The sequence below is a fragment of the Paenarthrobacter sp. TE3676 genome (assembly GCF_056279165.1).
Genome location: NZ_JBWBQU010000004.1, coordinates 223,388 through 241,782, shown reverse-complemented (window position 1 = coordinate 241,782; position 18,395 = coordinate 223,388). Strand labels below are relative to the sequence as shown.

The window sequence follows — 18,395 nt, the reverse complement described above, 5'->3', positions numbered from 1 at the left end:
ACCCACGAGGGCTCTCACCCAGCGTGGACGCATGAGATGGAGAACCGGATGGTCGGCTACTGCATGATGTGTCCTGTTGACGTGAGGCAACATGTGCATCTGGCTAGTCCACGTGCCGGTACATCACCATGCCTGCGTGGTAGAGGACGTCATCACGGAATTGCCCGTCGGCGGAGAACCCGGTGTCATCGCGGTAGTAGATCATGGTGCCGTCGATCCGGTAGGCGCCGGTGTAGGCCGCTTCTCGGGTTCCGCGCGCTTCGACGTATCGTCCCTCCGGCAGGAGGCGCTGCCGGATTTGTGCATCTGCGGTGACCCAGAGGCCGACGTAGGAATGTTCGGGCTGATTGGTTGCGCTCACAGGGCAGCGACCCGTCGGACGATCCCGTCGCGGGACAGGACCACTTCCCCCCGCAGGGCTTCGAGGTCTTCTCCTACGAGCGTTCCTGACCATTTGCGTGCCTGTCCTGCGACCAGGACGGTCTCGATGTTTCGGGCGTCGGCGCCGAGGACCAGGGTTCCGATGGCGTCGTTGAGGGGCATGTTGTTGATGTCGTCGGCGCGGACGATGAGGATGTCTGCCTCTTTGCCCGGTGTCAGGGAGCCTGTGACGTCTCCGAGGGCGTTGGTTCGGGCGCCCTGCAGTGTGGCGAGGTCGAGGACGTCGCGGGTGGTGATCTTGGCGAGCGTTGGGGCGGTGCCGTATTCGGCGTTCGTGGCGCGCATTCGTTGGATCGCGTGGAGAGCGCGCATTTGCGTGAACATGTCGTTGGCGAGGGCGACCTCGACGTCGATGCTGAGTCCGGGGCGGATTCCGACTGACAGCGCTTCGTCGATGGCAGGAATGGCGGTTTCGAGGCCGATTTGCGCGTCGGAGGTGGGGGCGAGGGAGACGGTCACGCCGGCGTCGCCCATCGCGGCCCAGGCCTCTGGAGTGAGCCCGGTGGAGTGAATCAGGGTCAGTGTCGGGTCGAGGATGCCCTGCTTCGCCCATTCGAGAATCGCCATTGAGGACGGGGCGCCAAAGACTGCGTCGATGCTGGTCCAGATGCCGAGGTCGCGGGCGATCGCGGCGAGTTCCGGCCCGTAGGCGATGTGGGGTCCGGCGATCTCATCGGTCGAAAGTGCGGCCAGGCGGAGGGTCACCAGGCCGTTGTTGGCGCCGTGGAAGGCGTCCATCATTCGGTTCATATCGGCGGGCCATTGGTGGTCCCAGTCGCCGAAGTGTGGTGCCATCGAGGCGTGCACGCCGCGGATGCCGGTGTCGATGAGGGCGTTGATCGCGGCGTCCGAGTGTGCTGCTGACCGGGAGTTGTGGGAGAAGTCCAGCATGGTGGTGATGCCGGAATCCAGCGCTGTGAGGGCGGCCAGGCGGATGCCGACGTGCATGTCGTGTGGGGTGTAGCTGGGCGCTATCCCGGCGAGGGTCGACATGACGTACTGGCCGAGGTCGTTGACATCGGGGATGCTGCGGCGCAGCTGGGTCTGCCAGGAATGGCGGTGGGTGTCCACGAATCCGGGACTGACGATTGCCCCGTGCGTGTTGATGGTCAGCGCAGACGCGGCGACGGCTGCGTGGGCGGGATCGGAGCAGAGGTCTGCGCCTACCGCGACGATGTGTGAGCCGGACAGGAGTACGTCCCCGGTGGGAAGGTCGGGCACGTTGGGGTCCATGGTCACGACCGCTCCTCCGGTGAGGAGTATCGGTCGTCCGCTGGAACGGGCTTGGGAGAAGTCAGACAGGGAAGGCGTGTTCATCACGGTTCTTTCGCTTTGGGGATTTGGTGGGGTTAGGCGCGGTGGAAGGTGTAGCCAGCGTGGTGGAGGGTGTCATCGACGAACTCTCCGAACGCCCAGAATCCGAGGTCATCGAGGTAGTCGATGCGGTCACCGGTGACCCAGAAACGACCTTGGTAGGCGTGTTCTCGTGCACCGCGGGTTTCGTCGTAGCGGCCATCGGCGGCCAGGTGCTGATGGACGAAGTCGGTCTGGTCGATCCAGGTGCCGAGGCGCTTATCTGGTATGCCCTCAGCCGTGGTGGTTGCAGCCGTGCCGACGTCGAGTGGGTGCCCGTCCCAGCGGGTCACCACACCGTCGATGAGAACCGTGAGGGCCGAATCGGGCGTGGTGAGAAAGCGTTGGAGCGCGTGGGTTGCTGATTCTCCGTCTTGGGCCGGAAGAACCGCGAAAGACGCTGCGTTGCCTGGAGACATCGCATGAGGTGCCCTGTGGTTCGTGGGGCGAAGCCCGGTCAGCTGTGCCATGTCCAGGACGGCAGGAACGATCGCGAAGCCCGCGCAGTCGATGACGATAGCGCCGTCGTCGTCGGCAGCGGTGATAAGCCCTGGACCGATACCCACAATGCGGGTTCCGCCCAGCAGGACGTCTCCCTGCTCGAAGTCACCGATGAGGGGACGCCGGCTTTCTGTGCGGTTGTCGCGGACGAGCGCTAGAAGTTCAGTGGTGAAGGGTGATGCCATGGGGAGTTTCCTGAATGACGGAGAGGCCGTTGGTGGGGACTGTTTCGGACGTTTTCCAGTCTTCCGGCCCGTTGAGAACCTCACCAGACCGTTCCGTACCGGGGTGCGCTGCGGCCTGTTTCTTCCTTCCGGGTCGGCTGGGGAAGAGTAGGTGGTCGCAAAACGTTTGACCGCCCTCGGAAAGGTTTCATCATTACCTCCACATCTGAAATGTCCCTTGTCCGCAGCAGCCTGACGGTGGCCTTCTTCACCTTGACGGGGGTTCTGGCCGTGGGCCAGGCCTACATCGTTCTTGGCATGCTGAACCAGATCGCCGACGAATTCCGGGTAACACCTGCGGCCGCGACCACACTGACTACGGTCTTCGGTGTCACCCACGCTGCAGGTTTCCTTCTGACAGGCCCGCTCGCGACCCGTTTCGGCGTCCGATCTGTCCTAATCATCGGCTTGGGCTGCGCATCCGGCGCAGCCTTCATGGTCGGCTTCGTTCCGACCTCACTGGAGGCGGCGTTGATCGTGCGGGCCGTGCAGGGCTTCCTCACTGCCTCGTTCGCGCCCTGCGCATTGGTGTACGTCTCCCAGCAGTTCCCGCCCCGCCAGCGCACCTTCGCCACCACGGGGCTGACCACGGCTTTTCTGGTGTCGGCCATTGTCATGCCGCTGCTCGCCGGACCTGCCGCGGAGGCGTGGGGGTGGCGAGGGGTTTTCACGGCCAGCGGCCTCGCACTGCTCAGTTGTGCCTTTGCGCTGGCATTCCTTCTCCGTCGTGGCGAACCCAGCGCCGTGTCCCTTGCCCGGGCCTACCTCATGCTGCCCCGACTTATCAGGCACTGGCCGCTGCTGGCCCTCTACGGTGCTACGGCTGCGGTCCTCGGCTGCTACATAGCCCTCTTCACCGCACTGCAGCTAAGCCACTCAACTGCCGTCGCTGAATTTCCCGGCGGACTGCAGGGCCTCCGGCTGGCCACGGTCTCAGTCCTAATCCTCATGACGGTCGTGGCCGGACTCATGCACCGGGTTCCGAGCTGGCGCCGCGCCACCGGCGGCTTCGTCCTTGCCGCGCTCGGCCCCGCCGCCATCCTCATCGCAGGACCGAACCCCGCTATCCTGGGTACAGGTGTCATTATTTTCGCTGCGGCCATCGCCCTGACCGCACCAGCACTCGTGGCGCACCCGGCGAAACGGCCGCCGCGACCGCCTGGTACGGTGCCTTCATGTTCATCGGGGGAAGCCTCGGACCAATTCTCGCAGCCCCCGCCATCGGGCCAGGCCTGCCCGCCGCGGTCCTTATCGTGATCGCCGTTGCCCTGGCCGGAGCCGCCATTGTGTTGGTGACCCGGCCCCGAAGCCAGGGTGCAGTACGGCCTGGCTGAGCGCTGAACCAGGAACTAGCGTTAAGGCATGAGTTCAAACGATCTCGGGATCTTCCTCAAAGCCCGGCGAGGCCACGTTCAGCCAACAGACGTCGGTATCCGCGCCCAATCGGGGCGGCGGGTTTCGGGCCTTCGAAGAGAGGAAGTCGCCATGCTTGCACGCGTCAGCGTCGACTACTACTCCCGGCTCGAGCAAGGCAGAGAGAAGAATCCCTCTCCTTCCGTCCTGAACGCCCTCGCCGGGGCGCTCAACCTTGATACCGATCTACGGGACCACGTGTTCCGGCTGGCCTACCTCGCCCCGTCGCCACGCCAACCAGTCAGTGACACCGTGGACGATTCACTGACCGAACTTCTGCAATCCTGGGTCCACACCCCCGCGCTGATCATTAACCGGCAGCTCGATATCCTCGCATGCAACGGCCTCGCGGAAGCTCTTTACTCTGGTTTCGACCGCGTTGACAATCTGGTGCGGATGACTTTCATGGATCCGCTTGGACGTAGTTTCTTCATCGACTGGGAGCGCGCGAGCGAAACCTGCGTCGCGAACCTGCGCCTCGCCCTCGGCCATGCCGGGGCGCATGAACGAGCCCAGGCCCTTGTCACCGAAGCCTACGCCGCCAGCACCGAGTTCCGGGTCCTGTGGGACAGACACAATGTCCGGGGCAAAACCCACGAAGCCAAAGCCTTCAAACACCCCGCGGTAGGAGACCTGCTCCTGGACTACAACGCCTTCGATGTCCGCAGCTCACCCGGTCAACAGCTGGTCGTCTACCTGGCTGCCCCCGGAAGCCCGAGCGCCGACAAGCTCCAACTACTCGGCTCCCTCGCCGCGTCCGCGAGCAGAAACAGTGAAACGAAATGGTGACTCAAAAGAGGGCGGACCGAAGCCTGATTGTCTGACAGGACGGATACTCGGGCGTCTCGAAGTCAACGCCCGCACCGTCAAGTTCTATGCTTCTCGAAAATTGAGCAGTTCAGGCCAGGTCAAGCCTCGGCTTTACCGTGGCAGGAACATCTGCCTTGACCACGTGGTCTCCATCAACCTGCTTGAGTTCGGTCGCGAGGTCGTCGCCCCGTCTTCTCACTGAAGAAGTGTTGCCTAGTAACTATGGCGCCGGGCGCCGCCGCAGGATCGCCGGGAAGGGTTCCAAAGGGGTTCTGCGATGTCATGTCGCCGTCGGGTCGAACCGCCATGAACGTTTGGAAAGGGCCTTGCTTCGTACTGGTCGCCTTCGCGGCATCAAATCGGTGCTCCTGGAGCGCTCCGTTGTGCCTTGCGTTTTTCCCGCCAAAAGATGCCGTCCCAACAGCAACACATGGACAAAAGAAAGTGTGGACATGTCCACACTTCCCACCTAGGACTACCTCGTATTGCCACCGGACTGCCCCGGAATCTCCATGTTTCCACCACTTCCCAGTGTTGCCAAGGCTCGGAATCACGTTCGAGTCCCACCTCGGGCACGGCAAACCCCCTCGTCAGAGGGGGTTTTTGCTTTTAATTGTTGACAATTGTTGACATGGGTCTCTGATATGTGGTGCCGGCTTGTGCCTGGCCGCCGGTTGGCCTGTTCAGTTGTGGGAGAGCGGGTTCAGGGTCGTGGCCGTGGGCCCTCCGCATGCTCTGAAGTGGGGTTATGTGTTCCTCTCTTGACTCGTCCGGTAGGTCGTGGTTGGCCTACACCTCTTCATGGGTAGAGGGACTGAGCGCAACATGACTTCGGGAGCCCGCGTCCACGTTCTTGGTTCTGGCTCCTTCGTTTAGTGAGGAGACCGACCCGGCCGATCCTTTGTCAGGCCAAAGGGGATGTGGACATTGTCCACACTTTTCCAGGATGCTGGATCCAAACGGGCGAGCCCGCCGAGGACTTGAGACTGGAAGCTGTAAAGAAGATTGGGCAGACGGTTGAAGGTTTCCTGAGGGAAAGCTTTCCCGGCGTGGAACTCCGGTTGAACGTACCAGTACCTGAACTGAAGACCATTTGTTCAACAGCGGAGATGAGCATCGACGACGGTCATGAGGGGCCTGTGACCGGTAAGGGCGACGGACTCAAGCGCGCCGTGGCATTCGCGATTCTGGCCGTGGCATTCGCGATTCTGAGGGCCCATACCTTGTTGTTCCGATCAACGGCTCAGGTTCAAGACGATGTTGGTGGTGATTTCGGCAATAGCTTCATCCCGCGGGATTTCCTGGCGGACGGCGGCTTGAGCGAGGGCTTCGGCGGCCCCGATGATGGCGATGATGGATGCCCTTGAGGGCTGGTCCTTGGAGGCGTAGGGCCTTAGTGCGGCCTGGCAGAGGTCTGCGTAGGCGGCTTCGGAGCCGAGTTTCAGCCGTTCCAGTTCAGGTGTTCCTTCGACGGCCCCGAGGATGCTGACCAGTTCGTTCCCGTGCGCGAGAACGCAGTCCACGTGGGATCTCGCAATGGCTTGAGCTTGCCCCTGCAGGGTGCGCGGAGCAGCCCGCAAGGCATGTTCCAGTTTTTCCGTCTGCTGATCATCGAATTCTTTGTATAGAACCATCAGGAGAGCCGGGCGCGACGGGAAGTGATCGTAGACTACAGGTTTCGTTACGTGCGCGCGCTCCGCCAGGCGCCCCAGGGTCAATAAATCAGCGCCGCCCTCCCGGACAATTGACCATGCAACTGTCAGCAACTGTTCCCGACGTTCTTCTCGTCGCATCTTGACCTGCAAAACGGCCCCCTTGTCATCTACCCCGACTATACCCTACCGTTGGTAACCTACTTTTAGTAAGTTACATTCTGTATAGTTTGGAGAAGTTATGACCAACGTCTTGATAGTTCTCGCTCACCCCGACGAAAACTCATTGACTCATCGCTTTGCGGCGGAGCTGAATGACGCTCTGACCGCGCGAGGCGCAGTCACTGGTGTGGCGGATCTCGCCGCCGAGGGCTTTGAGCCTCGTTTCGGCACCGATGATCACGATGCTTTCCTAGGCCGGAGGGCTGTGCCTGGTGACGTGGTTCTTGAACAGAAACGCATCGACCAGGCTGAGCACTTGTTTCTGGTCTTTCCGGTCTACTGGTGGTCAATGCCGGCTCTCCTCAAAGGCTGGATTGACCGGGTATTCGTCAGAGGCTGGGCCTTTGAACAGCCCGAGGGTGGGCCTCTAAGGCCCAAGTTGAAGGACTTGACCGTGCATCTGATTCCGGTCGCGGGAGCCGATGCAGGAGTATATCGCCGGCACGGCTATGGCGCGTCCCTCAGCACCCAAATCGACCACGGGATCGTGGACTACTGCGGAGCCAAGCGGGGGTCCACCACTTACCTTTACGATACTGATACAAAGTCACGCACTGACCTCAACGAGGAGATGCGCCAGCTCGCTCATGAGATCACCGCCCCATTACTCACACCAAAAATGTAACGGAACAACCTGGGAACGCTTGAACGCATGGTGTTGGGCGCAAAACTGCTTCTGAGCCGGAATCGCCTGGTTCGCAGGCGGGAAAGCGATTCTCGCAGCTACTTCTACTCCCGTGCTTTCAATGCCGATATCGGACGATGTGTCTTGTTGGGGTTAGCCGAAAGTGCTCCTGCAGTTCTCGGGCTCAAGCTCGTTTCCAGGGCGTGGGCCTCCGGTACTCTTCGATAATGGTCATCGCGACGATGTATTCGTCTGGGCTGTTCATGACCTCCCGCAGGAGCGCGCCGAGCGGTTAGCTTCGGTGTCCGCGGAGACATGATAGAACTCATCGATCGCCAGTACGGTGCCGTTCAAACGCTTCCGGTGGGAGCTTCTTGAGGGCGAACCGAAGCGTCGCATGCGTGCAGACCAGGGTTGCCCTTCAGGAAGTCGAAGGACGATCCGACGTTAATGAGGACGACGGCGGGAGTTATGCTCCCGCCGTCGTGAGCCGTTCGGCCTAGCGCCTGGCATTGTTGGCGCGGCGCTCAGCCTTCAAGCTTGGAATGCTCGCCCAGACGGTGCCATGAACGGTTGTGGTAGACCAGAGCGTCACTGGGTTCGCCCGCTGAGACGTCACGCATTACGCGCGCCTCCAGGGCGTGAACGGCGATGATTGTGGAGGTCCCCACCTCCATGCGATTGATGACGGCGCAGCGCACCCAGGCGCGGACATCGTCATAGACGGCTTCGCCGGTTGCAAGGGCCGACCAGCGGTGCGTCTGGTCAAAGCGGTCGGCGCCGGGTGTCGCTCCAAACTTGGCCAAGTCGACGTCGTGCGCGTCCAGCAGGTGCACGACGACGGTTTCGGCGCGTGAAAGCACCTCGGAGGCAGAGGACAGTGCCGAGACCGAGAAAATCAGCAACGGAGGTTCCGCACTCACTGACACGACCGACGATACCGTCAGCGCCACCGGTCCTTCGCCGGCATCGGCCGTGATGACGGCGACACCTCCCGGGTGGCCACGGAACAGTGCTTTGAATTCGTCGGCGGAGAGGGAGGACGGGAAGCTTTGCTTCGGAACCTCGAGCCAAGTGTCTGGGGGGTAGGCGTGAAACATCGTTATGACGCCCCGGGGGCGGAGCGGGCGAGTTCCTCGCGAATGATGTTCGTCCCTGCGCTGAGGGCACTTAGCTTGGCCAGTGCGATGTCCCGGGGGAACGGTGCCATGCCGCAGTTGGAGCTGGCGATGAGCTTGTCCGCATCGACGAACTGCAGGGCCTTGCGGAGGGTGTTGGCGACTTCCTCCGGGGTCTCGATGGTCTCGCTTGCGACGTCGATTGCCCCGAGCATGACTTTCTTGCCGCGGAGGAGCTCGATGAGGTCCATGGGCACGTGGGAGTTCTGGGATTCCAGCGAGATGATGTCGATGCTGGAGCCCTGAAGCAGCGGGAACGTTTCCTCGTACTGCCGCCACTGTGAGCCGAGCGTCGCCTTCCAGTCGTTATTCGCCTTGATTCCGTAGCCGTAGCAGATATGCACGGCGGTCTCCGCACGCAGCCCTTCTGCCGCTCTCTCAAGCGCAGCCACGCCCCAGTCCTTGACCTCGTCGAGGAAGACGTTGAACGCGGGCTCGTCGAACTGGATGATGTCCACACCGGCCGCCTCCAGTTCCTTCGCCTCCTGGTTAAGGATGGCAGCAAACTCCCAGGCCAGCTTCTCGCGGCTCTTGTAGTGGTCATCGTAGAGCGTGTCCACCATGGTCATGGGGCCGGGAAGAGTCCATTTGATCGGCCGGTCGGTGGTTGCGCGGAGGAACTTTGCGTCTTCGACGAATACCGGCCGCTCACGGCGGACTGCTCCGACGACGGTCGGCACGCTCGCGTCGTAGCGATCGCGGATGCGCACGGTCTTGCGCTGTTCAAAGTCGACCCCGCTGAGATGCTCGATGAATGTGGTGACGAAGTGCTGGCGGGTTTGCTCGCCGTCGCTGACGATGTCGATGCCGCGTCGGCTCTGCTCGTGGATGGCAATGCGCAGTGCATCCTGCTTGCCCTCGAGCAGCGCATCTCCCTCCAGCTTCCACGGGGACCAAAGAGTCTCCGGCTGTGCCAGCCAGGATGGTTTCGGCAGGCTTCCGACAACGGTGGTGGGCAAAAGTGTGTTCATGATTGACGATTCTCCGTGGGTCAGTTGACGAGAGCGGGGTATTTGGCGGTCCACTGGTCCAACAGGTCCTTGTGGGGCGTGATGAAGTGTTCCTCCGTGTACTTCGCCTGAGTGACTGCCAGCTGACTGCGCTCGACGCGGTCGTAATCGATCTGGGTCCGCGAGTAATCCTGCTCGCCCAGGCTCGGTTGGTAGACGACGGCGGCGGCGGAGTTCGCGTTGTAGACCTCCGGGCGGTAGATCTTCTGGAACGTCTCCATGGTGCTGATCGTGCCGATGAGCTGCAGGTTGGAGTAGTCGTTGAGCAGGTCGCCGCGGAAATAGAAGGCGAGCGGCGCAACGCTGCCGCGTGGCATGAAGTAGCGGACCTGCAGCCCCATCTTTGCGAAGTACGCGTCCGTCAGCGAGAACTCGTCCTGCTGGTACTCGACGCCCAGGACGGGGTGACGGTTCTCCGTTCGCCGGTACGTCTTGGTCGTGGAGACGCTGATGCACACCACTGGCGGCTGCGGGAAGCGTTCCTGGCATGCCGGGGAATCGAGGAATTGCTGGAACAGTTTGCCGTGCAGATCGCCGAAGTCCTCGGGAACGGTGGGCTTGCCTGCCTCCGCTGCTGCCGCTGGCAGTACGACGCTAAAGTCGAAGTCACGGACGTAGGAGGAGAAGTTGTTCCCCACGATCCCTTGGTGGCGGACCCCGTTCAGCTGGTCGATGATCTGGATGTCGAGAACCTCGAACAGGGGGAACTTCTGGTCCGTACCTTCCGCAGTGAACTCTATCTGCACGGAGACGATCTCAAGCTCGAGCGTGTAACGGTCCCGGTCCGGGTTGTCCCAGCATGCAAGATCGTTGAAGCGGCGCCGAATCATGGTCAAGGCATTGCGGAGGTTCTCCTGGCGGTGCTCTCCCCGTGCCAGGTTGGCGAAATTCGTGGTGATCCGCGAGCCTTCCGACGGGGAGTAGTCCTCATCGAAAGGGGTGGTGGTGATGCTGAAGGTGAAGTCGTCTGCCATGTGCTGCCAATCCGTTGATGGGCCGGAGACGGCCTTTCCGAAGGTGATGTATCCATGGTGCAGCCTAGGGTGGGGTATCAGGTAACTAGTGGTTGCTATGCATTGATATAGAATTTTCCTATGGCCCAGATTTCGAGCGGATTAACCCTGCAGCAGCTCCGCTACTTCATAGAAGTTGCAGCTGAGGGGTCGATCTCCGCGGCCGCCGATCTTCTCTACGTAGCGCAGCCGACAATGTCCGCAGCGATGAAGGACCTTGAGGCCAGGGTTGGACGTGCGCTCCTGGTTCGCTCCGCCCGCGGGGCCACCCTCACCGCCGACGGGGTAGAGTTCCTCGGCTACGCGCGGCAGGTCGTCGAGCAGTTCGCTCTCCTCGAGCAGCGCTACCTTGGCAGGCCACCGCGGCGACGCCTGCTCGGGGTGTCAACGCAGCACTACTCGTTCGCGGTGGACGCCTTCGTCCGGATGGTCAAGGCCACTGACGTGGCCGAATACGAATTCTCGCTCCGTGAGTCCCGCACCTGGGACATCATCGAGGATGTCCGGACGCTCCGCAGCGAGATAGGCATCCTCTACCGAAACGATTTCAACCGGAAGGTCATCGACAAGCTGCTCCGGGAATCCGGGCTCGCGTTCACTCCGCTTTTCCTCGCCGACCCGCACATTTTCATTTCACGGAACAACCCGCTCGCCGCAAAAGAGCGTGCGACCCTCGATGATCTCGCCGGCTTGCCGCGGCTAACCTTCGATCAAGGTGCGAACAACTCCTTCTACTTCGCCGAGGAGATTCTCTCCACCATGTCCAGTAAGCAGGAGATCCGGGTCTCTGACCGTGCCACGATCTTCAACCTCATGATCGGGCTCCACGGCTACACCATCTCGACGGGCATCATCAGCGGGCAGCTCGACCCGGAGATCGTCGCCATCCCGCTCGACGTTGACGAACGCATAGAGATCGGCTGGATCGGTCACGCCGCGATCCCGCTCACCGACCAAGCGCAGCACTACCTCAGGGAACTGCGGGCCGTCGTCGCTGAGTTCGGCGTAGCGCTACTCGACTGACTCCAGTTGAGCGCGCGGGTCATTACCCCTTCGGTGATTGGACATGGTTGTTGCAGCCCAGCGGGTTGCTGGTGTCGTACCTGCCCGTCGTTGGCATGGTCAGGGCACACGCCGGCGAGGAAACCGGCCTGTTCCACGTGGTGACGATCCAGCCAAGGGACATCACGCCGGGCTTGTAAGGCCGCGGTGCCGTCCTGGCCGAGATGCAGATCCCCAAGGTTGGGCCGTTCATCAGTGCTCTTCTGCCCATTCAACCCGCAGGCGGAGGATCGCTGACCTAAGACCAATGGTCTGCAGCGTACTTTCTCTGCCTCACGGGGAACCTGAGTATGTGGATTTTCGCTAGACCGGTTACTTCGCCAACTCCATTGAGCCGTGGGGCATGTTGGGCAGCCCTCTGGAACTCCAAGTCAAAGACACCGGGCAGACACCGTACTGTGTGATCGCACATTATGGTTGGTCAGGTCCCTCTGACACTGGCCTCGGGGTGTGCCCGACGCCGCGGGTCGCCTGTGAAGTTGTGGGCGGACGGGTGCCTACGTCCACTGCTTCTCCAGCGCCCGTCCCAGTCGTGCTGCCGCTTCTTCCAGCTTCGGCGCCGCAACATCGCCGTAGGCCAGGCGCAGGTGCCGGTCAGCGTCGGTCCCTGGACCTGAGGGGAAGAACGAGCCCCGCTGGTACTCCACACCTTCGGCGCTGGCGTCGGCTGCCAGTTGGTCCGGGTCCACCGAAGAGTCGGCCAATTTGGGCCAGAGGAACAGCCCGCCGTCGGGAAGGACGGTTTCGAAAGCCCCCGGCGCCTCGCGGTGCAGCGCGGCAACGAGCGTTTCCGCACGGTCCCGGTACAGCGCCCGGGCCCGGTCCAGGGTTGCGTCGAAGATCCCGGGATCGGAGGTCACCAGTTCACCGATGATCGCTTGGACCAGTGTGGAGCTGTGCGAATCCTGCCTGCTGCGCAAAGCAACCAGGTCGCGGGACAGGTGCTCTGGTGCCACGGTCCATCCGAGACGCAGTCCGGGCCCAAGGGTCTTGGTGAAGGTGTTGATATGGAGGACGTGATCGGAGGTGTTGAATTCTTCAACGCTTTCCTGCGCGCCGGCAAAGCGAAGCTCACGGTAGGGGTTGTCGGCCAGAATGACGAAGCCGTAGTGCTCAGCCAGCCGGACCAGTTCCTTTCGAGCCTCTCCGGGCAGTGTTCCTTGGGAAGGGTTGTGGAAGTCCGGAACCGTGTAGAGGGCCGATGGGCGGGCACCTGCGCGCAGTTGGTCCGAGAGATGGTCGATGTCGAGACCCCGGGGTCCCACGGAAACCGGCAAGGTTCGGGCATCGGATAACTGAAGCCCGCGGAGGAACAACGGGAAGATCGGGTTGTCCACCGCCACCAGGTCGCCACGCTCCACTATGGTCTGGATCGCGAGGGAGAGTCCGTGGAAGCCGCCGTTGGTGATGAGGATCCGGTCCACGGACACACCTTCGCGCTCGGCGATCCACTCGCGCAGCGGTGAGATGCCTGCCGTTCTTGAGTATTGAAGTGCCGGGACGCCGGGCTCGGCCAGCACCCGGGCGGTGGCGGCGGCCAACTCTTCTGTGGGAAGGACACTGGGATCGGGGACGCCGCCCAGGAGTTCGATAGCATCCGCCCTGCGGTCGCGGAGCGTCTGGTCTCCGAATCCCTTCGGTGCTGTGAAGGCCTCGATCAGTGCGGGGCGCCGGGTGGTTGTCAGGGTCTGGGTGCTCATGCTGTGGCCTTCGCTGGTTGTTCGGCTTCCGTGGCAAACTCGCCCAGCGCCGCTGCGGGAGTGGCCAAGGGGATCGAGTCGAGGAGTGCGCGGGTATAGGGATGTTGAGGTCGCGAGAAGATGTCCTTCACAGCTCCGGCTTCCACCACCTGTCCCTTTCGCAGGACGGAAACGGTGTCTGCCACTTGTCTCACCAACGCCAGATCGTGCGAGACGAACAGGTAGGTGAGGCCCAGTTCGCGTTGCAGTTTGGACAACAGCTCAAGAATTCCTGCCTGTACGCTCACGTCCAGTGCGGATGTCGGTTCGTCCAAAACCACGACGTCGGGCCTCACCACCAGCGCGCGGGCGATCGCCACCCGCTGGCGTTGGCCGCCGGACAAATGTGCGGGCCGGCGGGAGACTACATCGGCTGGCAGCCCTACGGATGCCAACGCCTCTTCCACCCGCTGGGCACGCTCCGGCTTGGTCCCTACACCGAACTGGTCCAGCGGCTCACGGACGATCCGGCCTACGCGCCAAGTGGGGTCCAAGGAGGTGAAGGGGTTTTGGTAAACGAGTTGGAGGTGCCTGCGGATTTCGCGCACTTCCGCACGGGGCCTGCCCGACGTCGATTGGCCGGCTACAGAGATGCGCCCACCGTCAGGCTGTTCAAGGCCCAGCAGCAATCGCACAGCGGTGGTTTTGCCGGAGCCGGATCCGCCAACGAGTGCGTGCGTCCGTCCGCGTTCCACGGCGAAGGACACTCCGTCGCAGGCGAGGACGTCTTTCCCGCCTGCGGAGAAGCGCTTGGTCACGCCTTGGACATCAATCTGGAGTCCCGCTGACGGTGAGGCAACAGCGGCAGGGCGGAAGTCGACGTCGTGCGTTGGCTCTGCTGAAAAGACAGAGCGCTGGGCGCGATACCGGTCCGGATGGAGCGCGGGGACGTCCGCTTGAAGGCTTCGGGCGTAGTCCGTTTGGGGCGCGGTGAACACGTCCCGCGACGAGCCACTTTCCTGCACGGCACCATCTTTCAGCACCACCAGGGAATCGGCGCGTTCGGCCGCGATGGCAAGGTCATGCGTGATCAGGAGCAGGCTGATGTTCAACTCCTGGCGGAGCTCTGTGAGCATATCCAGGATCAGCTTTTGCACGGTGACGTCCAAGGCGGACGTGGGTTCGTCGGCCACGATCAACGATGGGCGGGGCAGCACGGTGAGCGCGATCAGCACGCGTTGGAGCATGCCGCCGGAGAGTTGATGGGGGTAAGAGTCGTACACCCGCACCGGATCGGGTAGCCCCACTTGCTCCAGGACGTCCAGGATCTTGGTGCGGCGAACCGACGGGTCGGTTTCGCCCAGCAGCGCTGCAGCTTCATGTGCTTGGGCGCCTATGGTCCGGACCGGGTTCAGTGCCGACGCGGGATCCTGCGGGATGAACCCGAGTTCGCGGCCGCGCAGTGGACGGAACTGCTTCTCCGGCAGGCCCAGAACGTCGCGGCCGTTCAGTGCCACGCGGCCAGTCGCTGTTGCTTCGCCGTGGGGGAGTAAGCGCAGGACGGCTTTTGCGATGGTGGATTTGCCCGAACCGGATTCGCCGATCAAGGCCAGGCTCTCGCCTTTGGCCAGTGAGAACGACACGTCATGGACGACGGCGGTGGGGCCGTAGGCGATCGACAAGCCTTCCACTGTTAATAGGTCAGCTGACACGTCGGTGTCCTTTCGAATTTTCACTGGGCGTTTCGCAGCCAGCGGCTGATGCGGTTCACGGACAGGACGGTGACCACGATCACCAAAGCCGGCGCGTACACGAGCCAAGGGGCCGTGACGTAGGTTTTGCCCGATGCAACCAGCAGTCCCCAGTCCGAGGCCGGGGGTGGATCGCCGTAGCCGAGGAAGGCCAGTGAAGCGATGATCAGAATGGACGTGCCGAACTGCAGGACCGCCAGTACCAGCACCGAACGGTAAGCGTTGGGCAGGACATGTCCCAGCAGCGCGTGCAGCCGGTTTCCGCCCTCAAGATAGGACGCTTCAACGTAGGTGGCGCCGCGGACGCGCATCACTTCTGCCCGCATCAGACGGGCAAAGACCGCGACGGCGGACACTCCGGTGGCTATAGCGGCGTTGATGGTCTGGAAACCCAGCGAGCTGACAATGACCACGGCAAGAAGGAAGCCGGGGATGGCCAGCAGGACATCGACGAAGCGGCCCAGGACGGCATCCACCCAGCCGCCGCGGAATCCGCTGCCCAGGCCGATGATGCTGCCGATCACCAGGCCGATGAGCACAGCCACCAGCGCACTTGTTACAGAAGACGCGGTTCCGTGGACCACCCGGGCGTATTGGTCGCGGCCGAGGTAATCGGTGCCGAACCAGTGGGCGGCGCTTGGTGCGGCCAACTTACTGGCGGTATCGCCCGTGACGGGGCTCAACGAAGTGAACAAGCCCGGAACCAGCGACCACAGGATCACCACCAGGACTACGGCGAAGGATAGGAGGACGGTTGCCGGCGGCAGCCCGGCGGTCAATTTCCTGGGCGTCGATCCGAGGTCGCGTAGCTGTGTGTTGCTGAGGATGGCAGTCATGCGCCCACCTTTTCCTTGAGTTTATTTTCCCGGAGTTTGACGCGGGGATCCAGCAGCGGGGAGGCAAGGTCAGCCACCAGGTTCACGGCAACAAAGACCACGGCAGAGAGGGAAACCACTGCTTGGAGGACAGGTTGGTCCTCACCGGTCACGGCTTTCTGGACCACGGTGCCTATACCGTCGCGGCCGAAGATGGTCTCGGTAATGACTGAACCGCCCAGCAGTTCGCCCACGATAAGTGCCACCATGGCCACCGACGGCAGGGCCGAAGGTTTGACCAGGTGCTTGGCGAAGAGCCTGACTTCGGTCAGTCCCCGGGAACGGGCAACTACGGCGTATTCCTGCCGGGATTCGTGGTCCAGGCTGGCTATGAGGACTTCGGCCAAGGGGGCTGAGACCGGAATGGCCAGGGTGATCGCGGCGAACAACGTTGCCACGGGGCTGTTGGGGTCAGTGGTGGTGAACGTGTGCAGACGGAACGCGAAGAACTCGATCAGTACCAGTCCGATCACGAAGTTGGGCACCGAGAGGAAGAACGACGGGATGGACCGGACGAATGCAGCCCACTTGCCAGGGAGGTATTGAGCGCCGTAAGCAATGGCTACAGCAAAAATGATGGCGATGAACAGCGCGGTAGCAGCAAGGGTGAGGGTGGACGGCAACGCATCGCCAACGATCTGGGACACCGGGAGGTTGGATTGCAGCGAGAATCCCAGTTCACCGGTCAGGAACCGTCCCAGGGAGAGCAGCAATTGGATCACCACCGGCTGATCGAGCCCGTAGAAGGCAACGATCCGCTGGATGTCTTCCTCACTCAGGCCGTGCTGGGGGTCCCTGAGCGTATTGGTGATGGCATCGCCTGGAAGGACGCTGATGATCAGGAACGTGAACACGTAGGCGAGAAGCACGACGACGACCGCCTGGCCCGCGCGCGTCAGGGCAAAGCGCCTGTAGTCGCCTGTCACTGTGAAATCCAGGCGGTGTAGAAGTTCGCGTATGCCAGGCCGTTGTACTGGACGTCCTTGATCTTGGGGCTGATCAGGTACAGGCGCTGGACGAGCTGGTTCAGGGGGATGAAGTAGCCCTGTTCCAGAACGTAATGCTGCAATTCGTCGGCAACCTTTTCGCGGGAAGCCCGGTCCGAGGCCGTGGCGATCGCGGTGGAAAGATCGTTCAGCTTCTGGTCGCTGGTACCCAGACCGAACCAGTCTTCACCCTTGTTCTGACTGGTCAGGACTCCGGCCACCGTTCCGACGTCGACGAAGCTGCGCGAGGTTTGGAACAGCGGCGGCTTGCTGGCTTGCACGGCCGCGTACCCGGCGACGTCCACCACCTTGAGGTTGACCTTGATGCCCACCTTCTTCAGCTGCTGGGCGATCAGCTCGTCCTCAGCTTTGGTGGACGGTACATAGGGATTGGGAGTGAGTGTGAATTCGAGGGTCTTGCCGTCCTTGGAACGGTAACCATCCGAACCGGTTGCCCAGCCGGCGTCGTCGAGGATTTTGTTGGCCTTATCGGCGTCGAACTTGAAGGTATCGCTGAACTCGCCGGCTTCCGGAACGTTGCCCTGAATAAAGGTGGTGGCGGCGTTCCAATCGCTGGTGTACACGGTCTTGAGGATCTCTTCGCGGTCGATGCCGTGCTGGATGGCCTTTCGGACGGCGGGATCGTTGGTGGGGAAGGCCTGCGTGTTGACCTGGAAGCCGTCCACGAAGCCTAGGTAGCGCGGCGTTCCCACCGTGAAGCCTTGCGCTTTGAGCGACTCGATCTCCTGGGGTTCCACGTTGAAGGCAACCTCAGCCTGTCCCGAGACCACCGTAGATGTCCGGACTGAGGTATCCTTAATGACCTTGTAGGTGATGGTGTCCAAGCGTGCGGGACCGGTGTGTCCGAGGGCGGCCGGACCCCAGTTGTAGTCCTTGCGCTTCTCCAGGACGTAGCTGTCGCCCTGCTTCCAGGACGTGACCACAAACGGGCCGCTGCCGATTTCCTGGCTGAGGTCCGCCTGCGCCTCAACAGGGAGCGTGAGGGTCTTCGGGGAGAGCAGGATGCAGCCGTGATAGGCCAGCGTGGCGATGAAGCCCAGTGCAGGAGACGAGAAGGAGACTTTTACCGTAGCTGCGTCAGTGGCTTCGGCGGAGACGAAGTTGCTGGACGGGAACAGGCCTACCTTGCTGACACCCCGGGTGGAATCGCCCTTCGCCCAAGCTGTCAGGTTGGCGACAACCGCGGCTGCGTCCACCGGAGTGCCGTCGGAGAAAGTCACGCCCTGCTTCAGGTGGATGACGAAATCCTTGGCCCCATTGAGTTCTTCCCAGCTCTCAGCGACCCACGGGCTCAACTCGCCCTTTTCATTGACGTACACCAGCTTGTCCGTGATCTGGCCCCACAGGTTGCCCTCGTAGCTGGAGATGGAGGTCTTGCTGGAAACCCAGCCGGTGTCATAGCCCTGGATCAGGAAGGTGATGTTGCCGCCGTCCACCGGTGTGGTGGAACCGGTGCCGGTGCTGGCGGTTGTTCCGCCGCAGGCCGTGACGAGGGCGGAGGTGGACAGCGCGCCGAGGCCGGCGAGGAAGGCCCGCCTGCGGAACTCAGGGGTGTTAAAGGTAGTCATGGGGCTGCTCC

17 protein-coding genes are annotated in these 18,395 nt (G+C 62.3%); 4 read left to right on the top strand and 13 right to left on the bottom strand.

All coding sequences use genetic code 11. The annotated features are described in order from the left end of the window. Window positions 1–103: 103 nt before the first annotated feature. From ACZ881_RS11705 to ACZ881_RS11695, 3 genes are read right to left on the bottom strand one after another with little or no spacing between them, the layout of a single operon-like run. Window positions 104–361 (bottom strand): Atu4866 domain-containing protein, encoded by a 258-nt coding sequence (locus ACZ881_RS11705; protein ID WP_476115499.1) that lies wholly within the window; start codon window positions 359–361, stop codon window positions 104–106. After that, complete coding sequence (locus tag ACZ881_RS11700; RefSeq protein ID WP_476115496.1) at window positions 358–1,758, bottom strand: amidohydrolase family protein; 1,401 nt, start codon at window positions 1,756–1,758, stop codon at window positions 358–360. The genes ACZ881_RS11705 and ACZ881_RS11700 overlap by 4 nt, the downstream gene beginning before the upstream one ends. Before the next feature lie 32 nt (window positions 1,759–1,790). Beyond that, entirely contained in the window at window positions 1,791–2,480 is a 690-nt protein-coding gene (locus tag ACZ881_RS11695) for an Atu4866 domain-containing protein (protein WP_476115494.1), read from the bottom strand. A gap of 210 nt (window positions 2,481–2,690) precedes the next feature. Between ACZ881_RS11695 and ACZ881_RS11690 the strand changes: the two genes are divergently transcribed. Together ACZ881_RS11690 and ACZ881_RS11685 are read left to right on the top strand one after the other, a co-directional pair. Next, window positions 2,691–3,776 (top strand): MFS transporter, encoded by a 1,086-nt coding sequence (locus ACZ881_RS11690; RefSeq protein ID WP_476115492.1) that lies wholly within the window; start codon window positions 2,691–2,693, stop codon window positions 3,774–3,776. A 105-nt stretch (window positions 3,777–3,881) separates the two neighbouring features. Continuing rightward, window positions 3,882–4,721 carry a helix-turn-helix domain-containing protein gene (locus tag ACZ881_RS11685; protein WP_476115490.1) on the top strand — a complete coding sequence of 280 codons (840 nt, stop codon included), beginning with the start codon at window positions 3,882–3,884 and terminating at the stop codon, window positions 4,719–4,721. Window positions 4,722–5,977: 1,256 nt separating this feature from the next. On the opposite strand, the gene ACZ881_RS11680 is transcribed toward ACZ881_RS11685, so the two are convergent. Beyond that, window positions 5,978–6,547, bottom strand: a complete 570-nt coding sequence (locus tag ACZ881_RS11680) for a TetR/AcrR family transcriptional regulator (protein ID WP_178992856.1) — start codon at window positions 6,545–6,547, stop codon at window positions 5,978–5,980. An 88-nt stretch (window positions 6,548–6,635) separates the two neighbouring features. Between ACZ881_RS11680 and ACZ881_RS11675 the strand changes: the two genes are divergently transcribed. After that, on the top strand, window positions 6,636–7,241 hold the full coding sequence (locus tag ACZ881_RS11675; protein WP_476115486.1) for an NAD(P)H-dependent oxidoreductase: 606 nt from the start codon (window positions 6,636–6,638) through the stop codon (window positions 7,239–7,241). A 527-nt stretch (window positions 7,242–7,768) separates the two neighbouring features. On the opposite strand, the gene ACZ881_RS11670 is transcribed toward ACZ881_RS11675, so the two are convergent. From ACZ881_RS11670 to ACZ881_RS11660, 3 genes are read right to left on the bottom strand one after another with little or no spacing between them, the layout of a single operon-like run. Next, the gene (locus ACZ881_RS11670; RefSeq protein WP_476115484.1) at window positions 7,769–8,341 is read right to left on the bottom strand and encodes a flavin reductase family protein; all 573 of its coding nucleotides are present in this window, start codon (window positions 8,339–8,341) and stop codon (window positions 7,769–7,771) included. Between the two features lie 2 nt (window positions 8,342–8,343). Further along, window positions 8,344–9,390: a methionine synthase gene (locus tag ACZ881_RS11665; protein WP_476115482.1), complete on the bottom strand. Its 1,047-nt coding sequence runs from the start codon at window positions 9,388–9,390 to the stop codon at window positions 8,344–8,346. Between the two features lie 20 nt (window positions 9,391–9,410). Next, a complete protein-coding gene (locus ACZ881_RS11660) occupies window positions 9,411–10,403 on the bottom strand; it encodes a DUF1852 domain-containing protein (RefSeq protein WP_476115480.1) in 993 nt (330 codons plus the stop codon). A 120-nt stretch (window positions 10,404–10,523) separates the two neighbouring features. On the opposite strand from ACZ881_RS11660, the gene ACZ881_RS11655 reads away from it, so the two are divergent. Continuing rightward, window positions 10,524–11,465, top strand: a complete 942-nt coding sequence (locus ACZ881_RS11655) for a LysR family transcriptional regulator (RefSeq protein ID WP_476115478.1) — start codon at window positions 10,524–10,526, stop codon at window positions 11,463–11,465. 22 nt (window positions 11,466–11,487) lie between these two features. On the opposite strand, the gene ACZ881_RS11650 is transcribed toward ACZ881_RS11655, so the two are convergent. From ACZ881_RS11650 to ACZ881_RS11625, 6 genes are all read right to left on the bottom strand, one after another. After that, complete coding sequence (locus tag ACZ881_RS11650) at window positions 11,488–11,697, bottom strand: hypothetical protein (protein WP_476115476.1); 210 nt, start codon at window positions 11,695–11,697, stop codon at window positions 11,488–11,490. Window positions 11,698–12,001: 304 nt separating this feature from the next. Continuing rightward, window positions 12,002–13,204 carry an aminotransferase-like domain-containing protein gene (locus ACZ881_RS11645; RefSeq protein WP_476115472.1) on the bottom strand — a complete coding sequence of 401 codons (1,203 nt, stop codon included), beginning with the start codon at window positions 13,202–13,204 and terminating at the stop codon, window positions 12,002–12,004. Continuing rightward, entirely contained in the window at window positions 13,201–14,895 is a 1,695-nt protein-coding gene (locus ACZ881_RS11640; protein ID WP_476115470.1) for a dipeptide ABC transporter ATP-binding protein, read from the bottom strand. Before ACZ881_RS11640 ends, ACZ881_RS11645 begins: the two co-directional genes overlap by 4 nt. A 20-nt stretch (window positions 14,896–14,915) precedes the next feature. Continuing rightward, window positions 14,916–15,770 (bottom strand): ABC transporter permease, encoded by an 855-nt coding sequence (locus ACZ881_RS11635; protein ID WP_476115468.1) that lies wholly within the window; start codon window positions 15,768–15,770, stop codon window positions 14,916–14,918. Then, window positions 15,767–16,735 carry an ABC transporter permease gene (locus tag ACZ881_RS11630; RefSeq protein ID WP_476115466.1) on the bottom strand — a complete coding sequence of 323 codons (969 nt, stop codon included), beginning with the start codon at window positions 16,733–16,735 and terminating at the stop codon, window positions 15,767–15,769. Before ACZ881_RS11630 ends, ACZ881_RS11635 begins: the two co-directional genes overlap by 4 nt. Continuing rightward, the gene (locus ACZ881_RS11625; RefSeq protein ID WP_476115463.1) at window positions 16,732–18,384 is read right to left on the bottom strand and encodes an ABC transporter substrate-binding protein; all 1,653 of its coding nucleotides are present in this window, start codon (window positions 18,382–18,384) and stop codon (window positions 16,732–16,734) included. The genes ACZ881_RS11630 and ACZ881_RS11625 overlap by 4 nt, the downstream gene beginning before the upstream one ends. Window positions 18,385–18,395 lie beyond the last annotated feature (11 nt).

Bases quoted from the DNA above. Each gene is read 5' to 3' on its own strand.
- ACZ881_RS11660 (WP_476115480.1), bottom strand. From the start codon at position 10,403: ATGGCAGACGACTTCACCTTCAGCATCACCACCACCCCTTTCGATGAG.
- ACZ881_RS11645 (WP_476115472.1), bottom strand. From the start codon at position 13,204: ATGAGCACCCAGACCCTGACAACCACCCGGCGCCCCGCACTGATCGAG.
- ACZ881_RS11650 (WP_476115476.1), bottom strand. From the start codon at position 11,697: ATGAACGGCCCAACCTTGGGGATCTGCATCTCGGCCAGGACGGCACCG.
- ACZ881_RS11700 (WP_476115496.1), bottom strand. From the start codon at position 1,758: ATGAACACGCCTTCCCTGTCTGACTTCTCCCAAGCCCGTTCCAGCGGA.
- ACZ881_RS11625 (WP_476115463.1), bottom strand. From the start codon at position 18,384: ATGACTACCTTTAACACCCCTGAGTTCCGCAGGCGGGCCTTCCTCGCC.
- ACZ881_RS11670 (WP_476115484.1), bottom strand. From the start codon at position 8,341: ATGTTTCACGCCTACCCCCCAGACACTTGGCTCGAGGTTCCGAAGCAA.
- ACZ881_RS11675 (WP_476115486.1), top strand. From the start codon at position 6,636: ATGACCAACGTCTTGATAGTTCTCGCTCACCCCGACGAAAACTCATTG.
- ACZ881_RS11695 (WP_476115494.1), bottom strand. From the start codon at position 2,480: ATGGCATCACCCTTCACCACTGAACTTCTAGCGCTCGTCCGCGACAAC.
- ACZ881_RS11655 (WP_476115478.1), top strand. From the start codon at position 10,524: ATGGCCCAGATTTCGAGCGGATTAACCCTGCAGCAGCTCCGCTACTTC.
- ACZ881_RS11635 (WP_476115468.1), bottom strand. From the start codon at position 15,770: ATGACTGCCATCCTCAGCAACACACAGCTACGCGACCTCGGATCGACG.
- ACZ881_RS11665 (WP_476115482.1), bottom strand. From the start codon at position 9,390: ATGAACACACTTTTGCCCACCACCGTTGTCGGAAGCCTGCCGAAACCA.
- ACZ881_RS11685 (WP_476115490.1), top strand. From the start codon at position 3,882: ATGAGTTCAAACGATCTCGGGATCTTCCTCAAAGCCCGGCGAGGCCAC.
- ACZ881_RS11690 (WP_476115492.1), top strand. From the start codon at position 2,691: ATGTCCCTTGTCCGCAGCAGCCTGACGGTGGCCTTCTTCACCTTGACG.